The 17,817-nt window shown below is 61.6% G+C and carries 12 protein-coding genes and 1 pseudogene; 6 read left to right on the forward strand and 7 right to left on the reverse strand.

The features are described from left to right. A partial coding sequence (locus AB4Z20_RS18865) for a beta strand repeat-containing protein (RefSeq protein WP_442090396.1) occupies nt 1–4,372 on the forward strand: 4,372 nt, incomplete at its 5' end. 301 nt (nt 4,373–4,673) lie between these two features. Here AB4Z20_RS18865 and AB4Z20_RS18870 read toward each other — a convergent pair. The 4 genes and pseudogenes from AB4Z20_RS18870 to AB4Z20_RS18885 form a co-directional block, all read right to left on the reverse strand. Next, nucleotides 4,674–4,766, reverse strand: a pseudogene (locus AB4Z20_RS18870) (DUF454 domain-containing protein); the annotation flags it as partial. A gap of 95 nt (nt 4,767–4,861) precedes the next feature. After that, nucleotides 4,862–5,689 (reverse strand): hypothetical protein, encoded by an 828-nt coding sequence (locus AB4Z20_RS18875; RefSeq protein WP_442090397.1) that lies wholly within the window; start codon nt 5,687–5,689, stop codon nt 4,862–4,864. Between the two features lie 304 nt (nt 5,690–5,993). Next, nucleotides 5,994–6,389: a YbaN family protein gene (locus tag AB4Z20_RS18880; RefSeq protein WP_253472350.1), complete on the reverse strand. Its 396-nt coding sequence runs from the start codon at nt 6,387–6,389 to the stop codon at nt 5,994–5,996. Nucleotides 6,390–6,397: 8 nt separating this feature from the next. Further along, the gene (locus AB4Z20_RS18885) at nt 6,398–6,985 is read right to left on the reverse strand and encodes a UPF0149 family protein (protein WP_003198997.1); all 588 of its coding nucleotides are present in this window, start codon (nt 6,983–6,985) and stop codon (nt 6,398–6,400) included. A gap of 432 nt (nt 6,986–7,417) precedes the next feature. Between AB4Z20_RS18885 and recQ the strand changes: the two genes are divergently transcribed. The 3 genes from recQ to AB4Z20_RS18900 all read left to right on the forward strand — a co-directional run bounded on the left by recQ (nt 7,418) and on the right by AB4Z20_RS18900 (nt 12,168). After that, nucleotides 7,418–9,544, forward strand: a complete 2,127-nt coding sequence (recQ, locus tag AB4Z20_RS18890) for a DNA helicase RecQ (RefSeq protein ID WP_253472352.1) — start codon at nt 7,418–7,420, stop codon at nt 9,542–9,544. Nucleotides 9,545–9,662: 118 nt separating this feature from the next. Further along, on the forward strand, nt 9,663–10,097 hold the full coding sequence (locus AB4Z20_RS18895) for a MarR family transcriptional regulator (RefSeq protein WP_030141131.1): 435 nt from the start codon (nt 9,663–9,665) through the stop codon (nt 10,095–10,097). A 112-nt stretch (nt 10,098–10,209) separates the two neighbouring features. Continuing rightward, entirely contained in the window at nt 10,210–12,168 is a 1,959-nt protein-coding gene (locus AB4Z20_RS18900) for a FimV/HubP family polar landmark protein (RefSeq protein WP_442090398.1), read from the forward strand. Between the two features lie 170 nt (nt 12,169–12,338). Here AB4Z20_RS18900 and AB4Z20_RS18905 read toward each other — a convergent pair whose 3' ends face one another. After that, nucleotides 12,339–14,540 (reverse strand): patatin-like phospholipase family protein, encoded by a 2,202-nt coding sequence (locus tag AB4Z20_RS18905; protein ID WP_442090399.1) that lies wholly within the window; start codon nt 14,538–14,540, stop codon nt 12,339–12,341. A 70-nt stretch (nt 14,541–14,610) separates the two neighbouring features. Here AB4Z20_RS18905 and AB4Z20_RS18910 point away from each other — a divergent pair, with 70 nt between their 5' ends. After that, nucleotides 14,611–14,898, forward strand: coding sequence for a SelT/SelW/SelH family protein (locus tag AB4Z20_RS18910; protein WP_253472366.1), 288 nt, complete (start codon nt 14,611–14,613; stop codon nt 14,896–14,898). On the opposite strand, the gene AB4Z20_RS18915 is transcribed toward AB4Z20_RS18910, so the two are convergent. Further along, nucleotides 14,892–15,782, reverse strand: coding sequence for a DMT family transporter (locus AB4Z20_RS18915; RefSeq protein ID WP_320390050.1), 891 nt, complete (start codon nt 15,780–15,782; stop codon nt 14,892–14,894). The two genes, AB4Z20_RS18910 and AB4Z20_RS18915, sit on opposite strands and share 7 nt — an antisense overlap. 282 nt (nt 15,783–16,064) lie before the next feature. Further along, nucleotides 16,065–16,814 carry an AraC family transcriptional regulator gene (locus AB4Z20_RS18920; RefSeq protein WP_442090400.1) on the reverse strand — a complete coding sequence of 250 codons (750 nt, stop codon included), beginning with the start codon at nt 16,812–16,814 and terminating at the stop codon, nt 16,065–16,067. 135 nt (nt 16,815–16,949) lie between these two features. Here AB4Z20_RS18920 and AB4Z20_RS18925 point away from each other — a divergent pair, with 135 nt between their 5' ends. After that, nucleotides 16,950–17,765 (forward strand): UDP-2,3-diacylglucosamine diphosphatase, encoded by an 816-nt coding sequence (locus AB4Z20_RS18925; protein WP_258690571.1) that lies wholly within the window; start codon nt 16,950–16,952, stop codon nt 17,763–17,765. Nucleotides 17,766–17,817: the final 52 nt, after the last annotated feature.

Consider the following 17,817-nt stretch of genomic DNA (forward strand, 5'->3'; position numbering starts at 1 on the left):
CACCAGCACCGCGAACCTGGTGCTGCAAGTCCATAACAACGACGACCCAGTGATCATCACCGGCCTCGACACTGACGGCGGTGAGCTCACGGTCCAGGAGAAAAACCTCAGCGACGGCAGCAGCCCGGATGCATCGGCGCTGACTCAAAGCGGCACCTTTACCGTGACGGCATTGGACGGTGTGCAGACCTTGAGCGTGGGCGGCATCAACGTCGTCACGGGTGGCGTGGCAGCGGGTTTCCCTCAGTCGATTACTACCGCGCTGGGCAACACCCTGACCATCACCGGCTACAACGCCACCACCGGCGTGGTCAGCTACAGCTACACCTTGCTGGATAACGAAGCTCATCCAAACGCCAGCGGCGCCAACAGCCTCAGCGAGCAATTCGCCGTAGTCGCCACCGACGACAACGGCACCACCGCCAACGGCAACCTGGACGTGAACATCGTTGATGACTTGCCGACCGCTCACGCGGATTCCGCCTCGGTGGATGAGGGCGGGACGGTCAGTGGCAACGTCCTGAACAACGACGAAGGCGGCGCCGATGGGCCGGCCGCGAGCGGTGCTGTGATCGGCGTGCGTGCTGGCAACGACACCTCGACCCCGGCGATTGGCGGCCTGAACACCCAAATCAATGGCACCTACGGCTACCTGACCCTGGATGCCAATGGCAACGCCGTCTACCACAGCAACCCGAACACCGTCAGCGCCCCGGGCGCGACCGATGTCTTCACCTACACCGTGCGTGATGCCGACGGCGACGAAAGCACTACCACCATCACCATCGATGTCCACGATATCTGCCTCGTCGCCACACCCGACCACGAAGTCAGCGTCTACGAAAAAGCCCTTGACCTGAACCAGGACGGCCAGGACCTGGCCCCCGGCACTGTCACCGGCAGCGCCCCGAGCGCCACCAGCGAAACCGCCAGTGGCAGCCTCATCAGTTCGGTCAGCGGTGCCGTTGGCGCAGTGACCTTCGCGCTGGTGGGCAACGCCAACGGTGCCTACGGTCAACTGTCGCTTCACCCCGACGGCTCCTACACCTACACCCTGACCTCGCCAGCCACCACCACGCCCCACGCCAACGATGGCCCCAACGTCTTGAGTGAAAGCTTCACCTACCAGGCCACGGACTCGTTGGGCAACACGGTCACCAGCACCATCGTCATCGACATCGTCGACGACGTGCCCAACGCCCATGCCGATTTCGCTTCGGTGGTGGAGGGCGGCACGGTCAACGGCAACGTGCTGGACAATGACGTGCTTGGCGCGGACGGCGGCATGGTAATCGGCGTACGCGCCGGCAATGACACCTCAACCTCCGCTGTCGGTGGTCTGAACAACCAGATCAACGGCACCTACGGTTACCTGACCCTGGACGCCAACGGCAACGCCGTCTACCACAGCAACCCCGACGCTGTCGGCGCGCCAGGCGCGACCGATGTCTTCACCTACACCGTGCGCGACGCCGATGGCGATGAAAGCACGACTACCATCACCATTGACGTGCACAACAGCTGCCTCGTCGCAGAAACCGACCATGACGTTACTGTCTATGAAAAAGCCCTCGATCTGAATCAGGATGGCCAGGACCTTGCCCCTGGCACCGTCACCGGCAGCGACCCGAGCGCCACCGGTGAAACCGCCAGCGGCAGCTTGGTCGGGGCGGTCAGCGGGGCCACGGGCGCCGTCACCTTCACCCTGGTGGGCAACGCCACCGGCGCCTACGGCCAGTTGCTGCTCCACCCGGACGGTTCCTACACCTACACCCTGACCTCGCCAGCCAACACCACGCCCCATGCCAACGATGGCCCGAATGCGCTGAGCGAAAGCTTCACCTACCAGGCCACGGATTCCCTGGGCAACAGCACCACCGGCAGCCTGGTGGTCAGCATCGTCGATGACGTGCCAAAGGCCGTTGCGTCCGAACGTTCGGTCACAGCGGTGGAGATCGATACGAACCTGCTGATCGTGCTCGACGTGTCCGGCAGCATGAAAGACGACTCCGGCGTGCCGGGGCTCTCGCGGATGGATCTGGCCAAGCAGGCGATCAGCGCCTTGCTCGACAAATACGACGACCTGGGCGATGTGAAAGTCCAGCTCGTGACCTTCAGCGGCAGCGCCACCGAACAGAGCACCGTGTGGGTGGATGTGGCAACTGCCAAGACGCTGATCTCCGCGCTGAGCGCCCACGGTGACACCAATTATGATGCTGCCGTGGCGATGGCCAAGACTGCGTTCGCAAATCCCGGCCAACTGACCGGCGCACAGAACGTTGGCTATTTCTTCTCCGACGGCAAGCCGACCCTGGGTGAAATCGGCTCGGCAGACGAAGCCGCCTGGAAAGCCTTCCTCGACGCCAACGGCATCAAGAACTACGCCATTGGCTTGGGCAGCGGCGTCAGCAACACCCACCTCGACCCGCTGGCCTACGACGGCAGCGCCCACACCAACACCAATGCGGTGGTGGTCACCGACCTGAACCAACTCAACTCGGTGCTCTCCGACACCGTGCAAGGTGCGCCGGTCACCGGCAACCTGCTGGGCGAGGGGGGGGCCTTCGGCGCCGATGGCGGGTTTATCAAAAGCCTGGTGGTCGATGGCACCACGTACAGCTACGATCCGGCGGCCAACGGTGGCCAGGGTGCACTGACCGCCAGCGGCGGGCTCAACCATGGCTCCTTCAATACCGCCACCAACACACTGAGCATCGCCACCGACCACGACGGCACCCTGGTGGTCAACCTGGATACCGGCGCGTTCAGCTACACCTCCCAGACCGCCACCAGCACCTTGATCACCGAGCACGTCGGCTACACCGTCAGTGACAACGATGGCGATCTGGCCAGTTCCAACCTGGTGATCAACGTCGTGCCCAACAGCCCGCCGATCGCTGTCGACGACAACATCATCACCAACGTGCTGTCAGGCAATATCGTGATCCCGGGTGAGTTGTTGCTGGGTAACGACAGCGACGCCAACGGCGATCCGCTCACCGCATCGCCCACCAGTTTCAATACCGGTTGGGTCGCCAAAGGCGCGGATTTCACCGGTAGCAGCGGCACGGCCAGCTTCACCGGCAACAACGTGCAGTCGATCAACCTCAGCCGCAGCGCCTTCGTCGCCAATGCCGCGACCATGACGGCGGTACTGGTGGTCAGTGGCGCGCTGGGTGCGGTTTCCAACAATAATGCCAACGATGAAGACCGCCTCAACATCAGCCTCAAGCAGGGTGAAACGCTGACTCTGGACCATAACCTGGCGGGTGGGCATATCAACCTCGAGTACTCTCTCAACGGTGGGCCTTTCATTGCGATCAGCGACGGCGCCTCGTTCACTGCGGCAGCGGATGGCAACTACCAGATCCACGTCACCAACATCCCCAATCCCGGCGGCGGTAATTCCAACGCTGCGGAAAACTATCAACTGACCATGACCGTCAACTACGCCGGCGCCCAGGACAGCACACCGGATTACCACGGCAGCTACACCGCCAGCGACAACCATGGCGGTAGCGACAGCGCGGCGGTGGACATCAGCTACCAGGCGGGCCATACCCTGACGGGCACCACCGGGGATGATGTGCTGATTGCCGGCAACGGTGACAACACCCTCAATGCGGGCGACGGCAACGACATCCTCAGCGCAGGCTCGGGCAACAATACCCTGCACGGTGGGGCTGGCAATGACCTGCTCTACAGCGGCACGGGCAACGACCTGCTCGACGGTGGTACGGGCAACGACACTGCGAGCTATGCCCACGCCACCGCCGGGGTCACGGTGAACCTGGGATTGTTGGCGGCGCAGAACACCGTAGGCGCCGGCACCGATACCCTGACAGGCATCGAAAACCTGGTCGGTTCGAACTTCAACGATACGCTTACCGGTGACGGCGCCAGCAACCGCATCAACGGTGGATTGGGCCATGACGTGCTCAATGGCGGTGGCGGCGATGACCTGCTGATCGGCGGCCTGGGCAACAACACCCTGACCGGCGGTAGCGGCGCCGATACCTTCCAATGGCAGGCAGGCAACAGCGGCCACGACGTGATCACGGACTTCGCGCCCGGCGTCGACAAACTCGACCTGTCCCAGCTGTTGCAAGGGGAGAACGGCAGCACCGCGTCACTGGATGATTACCTGCATTTCAGCGTGAGCGGCAGCGGTGGGGCGGTCATCACCAGCATCGACGTCAGTGCCATTGCCGGTGCCACGCCGAACCAGACCATCGACCTGGCCGGCGTCAATCTGGCCAGTCATTACGGCGTCACACCCGGCGCAGACGGGATGATCGCGGGCGGGGCGGATACGGCGACCATCATCAACGGCATGTTGAATGACCATTCGTTGAAGGTGGACACGGTGTGAGGTGAGCTGAAACAACAAAACCCGCCATTTTCGCTAAGGAAATGACGGGTTTTGTTTTTCTGAAACTTGTTGGTGGATCCTCGGATTTACTGGACGCACGCATGCCTTTGTGGCGAGGGAGCTTGCTCCCGCTCGGCTGCGCTGTAGGCGCTGTGTAGGAGCTGTCGAGTACAACGAGGCTGCGATCTTTCCAGCACCCATTGGGTCGAGAGTGAAAGATCAAGATCAAGATCAAAGGATCGCAGGCTTCGCCAGCTCCTACAGGCCCAGCGCGAGCAAGCTCCCTCGCCACAGTGGAGGCTCAGGGCTTGCGCAATGTCTTCTGCTTGAGGATATGAACCGTCACCAGCACCGCACTGGTGAGCATGAACCCCCGGGCCCACGGCAGGGGCACCACGCTTGACCAGCCGATAGCCAGAAGAAATAAATGCGTCCCGTTGTTCTACCATTTTTCACTTAGTCCTCTTCTCTTCCTTTTCTTCCAGGACATCAGGGTGAGGACTGTCCAATTGGCAGGAGCTCCACGACACTGATGGCCTTGATTTTTCGTCCACCGCTGCTGGCTTCCGCCGGGCACGCCATCAATTCGACGTCATCCAGATCGAAGGCGCCGCCGATCGAGGCAAAGTTTAGAGTGAGGTTGGTTACCGTGGAGTCTTGTTCAGGAATGAAAGCTGCCTCGTAGTTTCCCGCCTGAGAAAAAGTGACATGCTGATTAAGTTCTGGAATGGAAACTTTGCCTTGACCGTAATAGTTGGTTATTTTGAACTTTACATTGGCCGATGCACCGGCCTTGACCGCAACGTGTTGAAACAGCGAACCCGAGTTGTCGAATTGAGCTCGACCGTCAACACCTTTGACCCTGCCGTTTTGCTCCCATTCGAGGAGTGAGGAGTTGTCGAAACCACCATTCTTAATCAGTTGAATAGGTGTGCACTCAGCAGCCGCCTCAAAATATAATTCGACATCATCGACGTCGTATGAATTCGAAGCCGAAATAAATATCAAATCCGCATTCCCGCCCCCGTCAACGATGAAGCTAACCTCGTAAGGGCCTTGGTGGTCGATGGCGTAGCTGCTGGCGCTTGACGATAGTTTGACCATTCCGCCGGCGCCGTAATAGCTCTGGATATTAAATGTGACCTTGACTGAGCCGGCTCCCGACAGTTCGACGGCCTGACTGAGACGGCCTGAACTTTCGAATCTCGCACGCCCCTCTGCTGGTGTTACACGATTTGCGTTCCATGAACCAAGATCCTGATCAAACGTTCCGTTCCTGATCAGGTTTTCACCATTGCTGGGTTTAGGCAATGCCATGGTATGACTCCTTGCAAATGTCACTCTGGCAAAGGACGCCCCTTCGTACCGAGTACTTTGAAGAATGGGTATGAGCGTCTATTACGATGTGAGTGAAGGGTGGGCCTGTAGCAAACCACCGACGTGCAGGGCTGGATACTGTCAAAGTTGACAGGTATGGGTGAATTCGGATGATCGGTTCGAATGGCTGATTGATTATTACAATTATCCGGTTCAATCAGGAAATGGCGGATGCGTGTCCGGGGAAGCGGCGTTAACAGCCCAGTGGGGCAAGCCCCTTTGCGTTTGAAAGCACTCGCACCGCTCACGGCTTGGGCAACGTCTTTTGCCTGAGAATATACACCGTCACCAGCACCGCACTGGTGAGCATGAATCCCCGGGCCCACGGCAGGGGCACCAGGTAGCAGGAAAAGAGGATGCTCGCCCACATCAGCCCGATGGCATAGACCTTACCTTTGAGCGGGATGCCGTTGCCACTGAGGTAGTCGCGAATCCACGGGCCGAGGCGGGGATGTTCTACCAGCCATTGGTAGAAGCGCGGCGAGCTGCGGGCGAAACAGGCCGCCGCCAGGAGCAGGAAAGGGGTGGTGGGCAGTACGGGGACGAAGATGCCGATGACCCCCAGCGCTACGCTCAGCCAGCCAATGGCCAACAGAACGTAACGCAGGATCAGCGAGCGATTGCCGACTGGCGAGGGCACCCGGTCACTCAGTGGTGGCGAGGCTTGAGGATCGCCGGTTTCTCGTCCGGTGCGTTGCACAGCAGGTACAGGGCCGTGAGGGCTTCGGGGATCTGGACGATCATGTCGTCCATCAGGTTGGCGTCGGCGGCGATGTCGGAAAATTCCGGTTGCTCGTCGAACAGGCCGGAACCGACCATGATCGGCAGCAGCATTTCGCTGACTTCCTCTTCGGCGGTTTCGAACCAGGCGGCTTCGCGCAGGAATACGCCTTCCATGAAGCCGATGCACCAGCCACGCAATTCCGAATCGTCCGGGTCATCGCCCAGGTCCAGGTCGCACGGCAGTTCGAATTCTTCGTCGGAAGCCAGTTGGCGGGCGATGTGGGCCTTGAGGCCGACCAGCGTGGCTTCGATTTCGGCACGCTGGGCTTCGTCGCTGTAATGCGGCTCTTCGGCGAACAGGGCGTCGATCCACTCACGGTCCGGCACCGTTTCTGCGCAGATGGACAGGGCGGTCAGATAGCCGTGAGCGGCCACGTAGTCCAGCGCCTCTTCGTGCAGCTCATCGGCGTCGAGGAAGACTTGCAGGCGGGTCAGTTGCTCAGCGAAGGACATTACGGGCTACCTTGGGGAATAAACAATGCGGGAATTCTAGGCCTTCTTGAGCGCCCAGGCCAGCCGCGTGGCGTATTTGCCTCGACTTGGGCGCACGGGCGGGCCGTGATACCTGTAGGAGCTGCCGAAGGCTGCGATCTTTTGATCTTGACCTTGCTCTGTTGGTCGTTCGCTTTAGACACAATTGGCAGGGGAAAGATCGCAGCCTCGTTGCACTCGGCAGCTCCTACAGGGCGCATGGCATGCAATCGCCTACTTGAGCACCTCCTGTCAGCAGCCCCCTTTGTAACGAAGGCCTCGGGTATACTGCCGCGTTTTGTGATGCCCTGCGGCGTCCCGCTGGTTCGAAATGCACACTTACGATTTGCCGGTGCAGCGTTTGTGATTCTGAACCAGCCTTGCAGGGATGTTTCGGTGATTTTTGGAGTTTCTATGCTCGAACAGGCTCAACGCGTCCTCAAGGACATCTTCGGCTACGACAGTTTCCGTGGCCGCCAGGGTGCCATTATTGAGCGCGTGGCCAGCGGTGGCGATGCCCTGGTGCTCATGCCCACCGGCGGCGGCAAATCCTTGTGCTTCCAGGTCCCGGCGCTGTTGCGCAACGGCCTGGCCGTGGTGGTCTCGCCACTGATCGCATTGATGGACGACCAGGTCGCGACCCTCGAGGAGCTGGGGGTTGCCGCCGCTTCGCTGAACTCCACCCTCAGCGCCGAGCAACAGCGGGACCTGGCGACCCGCATCAAGCGCGGCGAAGTGAAGATGTTGTACCTGGCCCCGGAACGCCTGGTGCAGCCGCGTATGCTGGCGTTCCTGCAGAGCCTGGAAATTGCCCTGTTCGCCATCGACGAAGCCCACTGCGTGTCCCAATGGGGTCATGATTTCCGTCGCGAATACCTGCAACTGGGACAATTGGCGGAACTGTTCCCCGACGTGCCGCGCATCGCCCTGACCGCCACCGCCGACAAGCGCACCCGCGAGGAAATTGTCGAGCGCCTGCACTTGCAGGATGCCGAGCGCTTCCTGTCCAGTTTCGACCGTCCGAATATTTTCTACCGCATCGTACCCAAGGAGCAGCCGCGCAAGCAGTTGCTGGCGTTCCTTGCCGAACGTCGCAGTGATGCCGGCATCGTCTACTGCCTGTCGCGCAAGAAGGTCGATGAAGTGGCGGCGTTTCTTTGTGAGCAGGGGTTCCCGGCGTTGCCGTATCACGCCGGCCTGCCCAACGACCTGCGGGCCTATCACCAGAAGCGCTTCCTCAACGAGGAAGGCCTGATCATGGTGGCCACCATTGCGTTCGGCATGGGCATCGACAAGCCCAACGTGCGTTTTGTCGCGCACCTGGACCTGCCCAAGTCCCTCGAGGCGTACTACCAGGAAACCGGGCGTGCCGGCCGTGACGGCTTGCCGGCCGATGCCTGGATGGCCTACGGCCTGCAAGACGTGGTGATGCTCAAGCAGATGCTGCAGAACTCCGAAGGCGATGAGCGCCACAAGCGCCTGGAGCAGCACAAGCTCGACGCGATGCTCTCGCTGTGCGAAGAAACCCGCTGCCGTCGCCAGACCCTGCTGGCCTATTTTGACGAAGACATGCCCCAGCCTTGCGGGCATTGCGACAACTGCGTCGATGGCGTGGAAACCTGGGACGCCACCGAGCCGGCCCGCCAGGCCTTGTCGGCGATTTTCCGCACCGGCCAGCGCTACGGTGTCGGGCATCTGGTGGACGTGTTGCTGGGCAAGGACAACGAGAAGATCCGCAACTTCGGCCACCAGCACCTGTCGGTGTTCGGCGTGGGCAAGGCCCGTACCGAGAGTGAGTGGCGTTCATTATTCCGACAACTGGTGGCCCGCGGCCTGGCCGACATCGACCTGGAAGGCTACGGCGGCCTGCGCCTGAGTGCGACTTGCCGGCCGTTGCTCAAAGGTGAAGTCACCCTCGAACTGCGCCGCGACCTCAAGCCGGCAACGGCGGTCAAGAGCAGCAAGAGCCAGGCCAGCCAACTGGTGCGGGGCGAAGAGCGCGATCAATGGGAAGCCTTGCGGGCCTTGCGGCGTAAGCTGGCCGAGGAGCACGGCGTGCCGCCGTACGTCATCTTCCCCGACTCGACGCTGCTGGAAATGCTTCGCAGCCAGCCCACCTCCCTGGCGGAAATGGCCCGGGTCAGTGGCGTGGGCGCGCGCAAGCTGGAGCGGTATGGCGAGGCCTTCCTCCAGGTCCTGGGCGGCGAGGCCGAAGCACCGAAAGCGGTGGCCGATGTACGCCACGAACTCATTACGCTGGCCCGGGCCGGCATGACGCCGTTGCAGATCGCCGGGCAACTGCAGTGCTCGGAAAAGAACGTCTACACGATGCTGGCCGAGGCCATCGGCAAACAGCAGTTATCCCTGGAACAGGCACTGGATCTGCCCGAGGAACTGATGGGTGAAGTGCAGGATGCCTTCCTGGATGGCGAAGGCGAGTTACCCCCAGTATCTGAAGTTGCCGCACTGTTTGTCGGACGGGTTCCCGAAGGCGTGCTGTATTGCGTCAGGGCTGCATTGCAGTCGGAATTTGAAGTCTGATCAGTGAGTTACGTTACTTTAACGATTCAGTACAAGGCGAGCCTTGCTTGAATCCAAAGCTCATGCTTAGCTGACTAATAATTAGTTTTTCTCTATTTCAGATCTGATGAGTTTTTTTATGCCGTTAACCGATCAACACCGTTTTGGCATGCAGTTGGCGCAAATGTCTCGTGGCTGGCGTGCCGAACTGGACCGTCGCCTGGCCGGGCTGGGCCTGTCCCAGGCGCGTTGGCTGGTGCTGTTGCACCTGGCCCGTTTCGAACAGGCGCCGACCCAGCGTGAACTGGCCCAGAGCGTCGCCGTCGAAGGACCGACGCTGGCCCGGTTGCTCGACAGCCTGGAAACCCAGGGGCTGGTGCAGCGCCAGGCCGTGGCCGAGGACCGCCGGGCCAAGAAAATCGTGCTCTGCGCACCGGCCCTACCGTTGATTGAACAAATCGAAACCATTGCCACGCAACTGCGTCGTGAGCTGTTCGAAGGTGTCGACGAAGCGGACATGCGCGTGTGCATGCGGGTTCACGGTACGATCCTGGCCAACCTGGAAAGATCCTGAGGCATATCCCTGGCGCCAGACTTTTGAGATTCGGCGATTAGCGAACTATAACCAGTACTAAGTGATCGTATTGGATGCGTTTACGCTCAGTCGGTAGTCGAAAGGGATACCCATGCTTGAAAGTTTGCAGTCCACGTTGCGCAGTTGGGTCAACGTGTCGGTCGTCGTGGGTGCCCTGGGGTATTCGGCCTTGGCGTCGGCGCTGGGGCTGGGGGACATAACGCTCCATTCCGCCCTGAACCAGCCGTTGCGCGCCGATATCGCCCTGGTCGATGTGGCCGGGATCGGCGAGGGCGATCTGTCGGCCAGCCTGGCGAGCCCGGACGATTTCAGTCGTGCGGGTGTGGAACGGGCATTCTTTCTCAACAACCTGCGCTTCACGCCGGTCTTGCGCGGGGAGCGCAGCTTCATTCGGGTGACCTCCAGCAAACCGGTGGAGGAACCCTTTCTCAACTTCCTGGTGCAACTCAATCAGCCCAACGGGCGCTTGCTGCGCGAATACACCGTACTGATCGACCCGCCGGGCACACCGGGTATCGTGCCGGTCCGTGAAGAACCTTCCGAGGCCCCGCAGTCCATCAAGCCGCCCCCGGCGGTACAGGGCAAGCGTTACACCGTGGTGCCGGGAGACAACCCCTGGATCATCGCCAAGCGCCTGCATGACGCCGGCAGCAACGCGTCGGTCAATGAGTTGATGCAAGGAATCCAGGCCTTGAACCCCGGCAGCGACCGGCTTTCCATCGGCCAGCGCTTGTTGTTGCCCGATTCGGCCGTGCTGCCGACGTCGGCTGCAACGCCGGCCGGCCAGGCCCCCGCCGCGTCCGATGAGCAATTGGCCGCCAGCGTGCTGCAAAACCAGCAGCAACAGAAGACTATCGAGCAACTGCAGGCCCGGCTCCAGGCCCAGGACGAGGAAATCGCGGGCCAACGCAAGCAGATCAGCGAATTGCAGGCCCGGCTGGCCGAGGTAGCGCCAGCCCCTGTGGCATCGACGCAACCGCAACCGGCGCTTCCTGCAGCGGAACCGGCGTCGGACGCGCAACCCGCTACAGAACCGGTAGCAGAGCCAGAGGGCATCAATTGGACATGGGTGGCGGGGCTGGTGGGCCTGTTGGGGTTGCTGGCGCTGTTACTGTTCGTTCGGCGTCGGCAGCAGCAGGCCGAGTTGGAACCGATGACCGGGCGTCCCGAGCCGATGCTGGAGGAGGGCGACGAAACCTTTGCAGCAATCCCCGATACGGAGCCGTCCGAGACCGCGGCATCGTTCAATAACGGTGACACGCCCCTGGGTGATGTGCTGGAGGGCGTCGGGATCTACCTGACCTACGGTCGATTCACCGAGGCCGCAGGGCTGTTGCGCGCCGCGTTGCTGGCGGAGCCGGAACGCACCGACCTGGGCCTCAAGTTGCTGGAAGTACTGGGCAAGCAGGGCGATGTCATCGGTTTCCAGGCCCAGGAACATCATCTACTGGCACAGGGTATCGATGCCGGGACGTTGGAGGAGATCCGCGGGCGCTACCCCAAGGTTTCCATGATCGCCGCGCCGACAGTGGCGTCGGTACAACCTCAGGTACCGGTTCTTGCATCTACTCCGGCACCGACACCTGCTCCTGAACGTGAGCCGGTGTCCGGTGACGAGTTCGAGTTGGACCTGGATGCACTGTCCATGGACACCAGCTGGGACCTCGCCGATGCCCAGGACAACACTGCTGATAAAGAGGCTGTTTCACCCTATGCCGCCGAGAGTTTTTCGCTCTCAGGTTTTGACGAACCGGACCTGCGATGGGAAGCGCCACTGGAAACCGAGTCGCTGGACGATGCCTTCCTCGATAGCTTTGCCGACGAAGAACAGTCGCTGGAACTTGAGCCACTGGCCCTTGAACCTGTTTCCCTGGACACCCTGTCCCTCGAGCCCCAGGCCCCGGAACACTCGGTCAAGCTGGAACAGGCACAGAATTGCATCGACGATGGAGACCTGAAAACCGCCGTCTCCCTGCTTGAAGAACTGCTCGAGGAGGGCGACGAGCCGCTCAAGCAGACCGCCCGGGTGCTGCTGGCAGGGATTCGCTGAAGCTATAAATGGATGTTGAGTCCACTGGCCTCTTCGCGAGCAAGCTCGCTCCCACAGGGATCTTCGGTGAACAATCATCCCGCGAACACCCCGGCACCCCTGTGGGAGCGAGCTTGCTCGCGATGACGGTCTGTCAGGCCATCAATCCAGCCCAGGCAACACCCAGCCCATCAAAACGTCTGCCCCAGGTTCAGATACACCGCCTGTTCATCATCGTCGTTAAAGCCATAGCTGAAATTCAGTGGCCCCAGCGGTGTATCGAAGCCGAGGAAGATACTGGCGGCGTTGATGTAGCCGCTGTCGAATTCGTTGTCGTTGTTCCAGGCCCGGCCGCGTTCCAGTGAGCCGCCGATGTACAGCGGGAAGTCCAACGGCAGGTAGGTTCGCGGTGTGAGGCGGCGGTAATACACAGCGCGCATCAGGCTGATGTTCTGCCCGGAGACCCCGTCTTCGCGAAAGCCCGACAGTTGCCGCGCGCCACCGAGCACAAAGCTGGACGTCACGACTTCAGCCGTGTCCAGTGTTCGACCGTAGCGCCCACCCAGAATGAAGGTGTCCGGGCCGCTGCTCAGGGCTTTGTCCAGCTTGAACTCCCACTGGCGGTAACGCTGGTCGGAACCCAGCCCTGGTTCGTATTGGCGCCAGGTCAGGCCGATGTCTTCACCTTCGTGGGGGAAATACACGTTGTCGAAGGAATCGAAGGAGTACTTCAGCTCATAGAAACCTTCATTGAAGTTTTCGCTGGGCTGGTCGTGATCGCCGATGCGCACATCCGCCTTGCCCCAGGCCTGGCCGACACCGAAGCGGATTTCGCCGTTGTTGCCGATCTGGCGGCCCACGTTCAGCCCGAAGCCATAGCGCTCGACGCGATACTGGGCCACCGGATCGTTGTCCAGGATGGACTCCACGTTGCGGGATTCGAATTGCCCGTAGGGGGCGATGAAGTAGCGTGAACCGACATCCAATGGCTGGTAGAACTCGCTGTACAGCTCCTGCTTGTCGCCGATCTGCGCCCGGGTCAGCCATTCGGCACCGAGGCGATTGATACCGTTGACCCGGTAGCTGGCCCCCAGGTTGAAAGCGCTGTCGCCGCGCATGTCGTCCGACAGGCTCAACCCCAGCCGCAGGTAGTCGGTGCCGGTGCGTCTTCCCCGGGCGCTGATCACCAGCGTGTGATCCGGGCCCTTGCGGACTACGCGGTATTGCACCTGTTCGAAGTAATCCAGGCCGTACAGCGTGCCCATGTCGGTCTGCAGGCGACCCAGGTCCAGCGGCTCACCGATCTTCTGGCGAACGTAATAGCGGATCACGTCATCGCCGACTTTCGAGTCGTTCTCCACACGAATGGCGGTGATGACCGGCGTGCGCTCGCTTGGGGTGCGCGCGGCCATGAGCTCGGCGTCGGGCGCCTCGGACGGGCGTAGAGGAGCCAAGCGTGCCTCGAGTATCCGCGTGGCACGGTAACCGGCGTCGATTATCTCCTGGGCCCGGCCGAAATCGGTGGAGCCGAAGCTCGCCAGCGCTGGCTGGATCAGCACGTCGTCTTTCTTCAGCGTTGCCAGTTGCTCTTCAGAGTTGCGCCGGGTCATCAGGGTGGTCGATTGGTTCAGCACGTCGACCACCGTGACCAGTTGCTTGCGGTTGCGCAGGGGCGTGCCGATGTCGACCACGATGGCCACGTCCACGCCCATTTCCCGGGCCACATCCAGCGGGATGTTGTCGGACATGCCGCCGTCCACCAGCAGCCGGCCGTCCAGTTCCACCGGGGCGAATACCGCCGGGATCGACATGCTGGCGCGAATGACCTTGGGCAGATGACCTTTGCGGAACACGACTTTTTCGCCCGTGGCGATGTCAGTGGCGACTGCGCGAAACGGGATCGGCAGTTTGTCGAAGTCCCGTGTATCGCTGGCGTGGGCCAGCAGGCTTTCGAGCAGCAGGGCCAGGTTCTGGCCCTGGATGACCCCCAAGGGCAGGCCGAGACTGCCATCGTCACGAAAGCTCAGTTTCTGTTTGACCAGGAAGTCCCGGTCATCCTGCTTGCGCCGGAATGGTACGTCCTTGCGCGGCGGCGCATCGGACAGAGCCTGTTGCCAGTCGATGCCCAGGGCGAGTTTTTCCAGTTCGTCGATCTTGTAGCCCGAGGCATACAGCCCGCCGATCACCGCGCCCATGCTGGTACCGGCGATGGCATCGATCTTGATGCCTTGCTCTTCCAGGGCCTTGAGCACGCCGATGTGGGCCAGCCCCCGTGCGGCACCGCCGGACAGCACCAGGCCGATTTTCGGGCGTGGCGATTCGACGGCGGGCTCGTTGGCATGGCCGAGCAGGGGCAACAGCAACAGAAGCAGGAGGGGCAGGAGGCGGCGCATCGTCAATCTCGGGGCGGGCGTCAAAGGCGGGTATTATAACGACGCCTTCGAACCCAGGAGTCCACCCGCAATGACCGAACGTAAACCGGAAGTCGTCATCACGTATTGCACCCAGTGCCAATGGTTGTTGCGCGCTGCCTGGCTGGCCCAGGAACTGCTCAGCACCTTCGGCGACGACTTGGGCAAAGTGTCCCTGGTGCCGGGCACCGGGGGTGTGTTCCACATCACTTGCGACGATGTGCAGATCTGGGAGCGCAAGGCCGATGGCGGTTTTCCCGAAGCCAAGGTTCTCAAGCAGCGGGTCCGCGACCGGATCGATCCGGAGCGGGACCTGGGCCACAACGATCGGGTTCAGTGAGACGCCGCTTGGGCGCCAACCTCCGGTTTCTTCGAACCGCCCAGTTGGCTTGAGATCACGATGGCCGCGATGATCACCACACCGCCCAACAGCATGCGCAGGGTCGGGTTCTCATCGAACAGCCACCAGGCCATGGCGATGCCATAGACCGGCTCCATGGCGAACACCACCGCCGCCGTGCGGGCCTTGATCACCGCCAGGCTGGCGACGAACAGGCTGTGGGCCAGGCCGGTGCAGAACACGCCGAGCAAGCCGATCCACAACCAGTCGATGGGGCGAACGTCGCTCAATTGTGGCGCGGCCATCGGCAGCAGGCACAACCCGACCACCACGTTCTGGCACAGCGCGGCCTGCACCGGCGGGACGTGCGCCGAACCGGCACGATTGGTCAAGGACAGCAGGGAGAAGAGCAACCCCGAGGCCACGGCCCACAGCAGGCCAGTGGTGGCACCGCTGGCCAAGTCGAAGTTCGGCGTGACCAACACCAGGCCGACGCTCACCAACACCACCAACCAGATTTCATTGGCGCGAATCCGTTCGCGGAAGATCAGCCCTTCAAGCAACACCGTGAAGGCCGGAAAACTGGTGAACCCCAGCGTGGCGACCGCCACGCCGGCAACCTTCACGGCGATGAAAAAACTCACCCAGTGTCCGGTCAGCAACAACCCCCCGAGCAGCAATCGCCGGCCATCCTGGGCCCGCAGCTTCTGCCAGCGACTGTTGCTGGCGAACCGGGCAAACATGGCCAGGGCGAGCACGGCGAAGACGGCGCGACCAAACACAATGACCGTTGGCGAGGCTGTGGCGAGTTTGCCGAATACACCGGTCAGGCCAAACATGAGGGCGCCGATGTGCAGGGCGCCGAGGGCGGTACGAGGTGTCATTTCAATCCTTTTAACAGATAAGCCAAAACCGACGGACAAACATCAATCCCCTGTAGGAGCTGACTGTAGGAGCTGACTGTAGGAGCTGACGAGTGAAACGAGGCTGCGATCTTTCCCCAGACACTTGAATCGCAAGCGAAAGATCAAAAGATCAAAAGATCAAAAGATCGCAGCCTCGTTTCACTCGTCAGCTCCTACACAGCTCCTACTGCTCCTACAGGGCATTTAAGCGTTGGAGAGGTGCTGGCGTCTGTCGCGATCCTAGCGATTTTTAGCGCGAATCTAGCGTTGACGCCGCAGCGTGCCCGGAGAGACGCCGAATTCGCGCAGCACCGCTGCGGCGAAGGCACTTTGGGAGCTGTAGCCGATGCGGTGGGCGATCTCACCGATGGGCAGCTGCGACTCACGCAACAACGCCACGGCCTTGTGCAGGCGGCGACTGCGGATGTAATCCATCGGGGTTTGCCCGCACTCGGCGACGAAGCGCGCGTGCAGGCGGGCGCTGGAGAGGCCGGCGACTCGCGCCAGGTCCGCCACTTGCAGCGGATAGGCGGCGTTCTGGTCGATGTGGGCGTTGAGTGCGGCGTAGGGCAGGCGCCGGCCGCCGAGGGTTGCCTGGCGAGCGTTATTGAGACTCGCCAGCAGCAGCACCGCGCCTTGCTGGGCGATCACCGGATCGTCCACCGGGCTGCCCGCCAGCCAACTGACCAACTGGCTTTGCCCCGCATCCAGGGGCAGGCGAGCGGTATCGTCGAGCAAGCGGCGGCTGGCGTCGGCGTGATCCCCCAGGCATTGCCCGAGCCAGTCATCACTGGGCACATCCAACACCAGGCAACGGCTGCCGTGGGGGCTGCCGCAGCCGTGATGCGCGCCGGCCGGTACCACCACGAAGCTTTGTTGCACCACCTGGCTGCCATGCCCTTCGACCTCGAAATCCAGCGCGCCAGACAGCCCGAACACCAGTTGGGCATGGTCATGGCTGTGGGCGATCAAGTCGTGGCTGTAGTGGCGTAGCGTGAGGATCGGTCTCATCGCGGTCTCCCGTGTCTGGCCGCCAGCATACACCGAGGGCGCAACGCCCGGCGCTGTCACGCAATGGACTTGTGTTTGTCATGGGCCATTAACCGCTGGCGTGCACAGTGGCAAAAACGATCAGAGGGTTGCCCAATGACCAGCGCCGAGCTCGCCAAACCCAGCCGCAAACAGCGTGTTCGCACCCTGTGGATTTCCGATGTGCATCTGGGGACCCGGGATTGCCAGGCCGAGCACCTGTCGCAGTTCCTCAAGGGCTACCACGCCGACAAGGTCTACCTGGTGGGGGACATCATCGACGGTTGGAAACTGCGCGGTGGCATGTATTGGCCCCAGGCCCACACCAACGTCATTCGCCGCTTGCTGACGATGAGCAAGCGCGGCACCGAAGTGATCTACGTCACCGGCAATCATGACGAATTCCTGCGGCGTTATTCGAAGCTGATCCTGGGCAATATCCAGTTGGTGGACGAAGCGGTACACGTCACGGCCGATGGGCGGCATCTGTTGGTGATCCATGGCGACCAGTTCGATGTCATCACCCGGTACCACCGTTGGCTGGCGTTCCTTGGGGATTCGGCCTACGAGTTCACCCTCACGCTGAACCGCTGGCTCAACCATTGGCGAGCCCGTTACGGCTACGGCTACTGGTCGTTGTCGGCGTACCTCAAGCACAAGGTCAAGACCGCCGTCAGCTTCATCAGCGATTTCGAAGAAGCCATCGCCCACGAGTGTGTGAAGCGCGAACTGCATGGTGTGGTCTGTGGGCATATCCACCATGCCGAGATGCGCATGGTGGGCGAGGTGGAATACCTCAATTGTGGCGATTGGGTCGAATCCTGCACGGCGCTGATCGAGCACTGGGACGGGTCGATCGAGTTGTATCGGTTGGCGGAGGCCCAGGCGCGGGAGGCGCAGTTGAAAGCACTGAAAGTCGCCGAACCTGCTTGAGCCCGTAGGAGCTGACGAGTGCAACGAGGCTGCGATCTTTCCCCTGACGCTT

Origin of the sequence: Pseudomonas sp. KB_12 (assembly GCF_052114545.1) — a bacterium.
Taxonomy (GTDB): Bacteria; Pseudomonadota; Gammaproteobacteria; order Pseudomonadales; family Pseudomonadaceae; genus Aquipseudomonas; species Aquipseudomonas brassicacearum.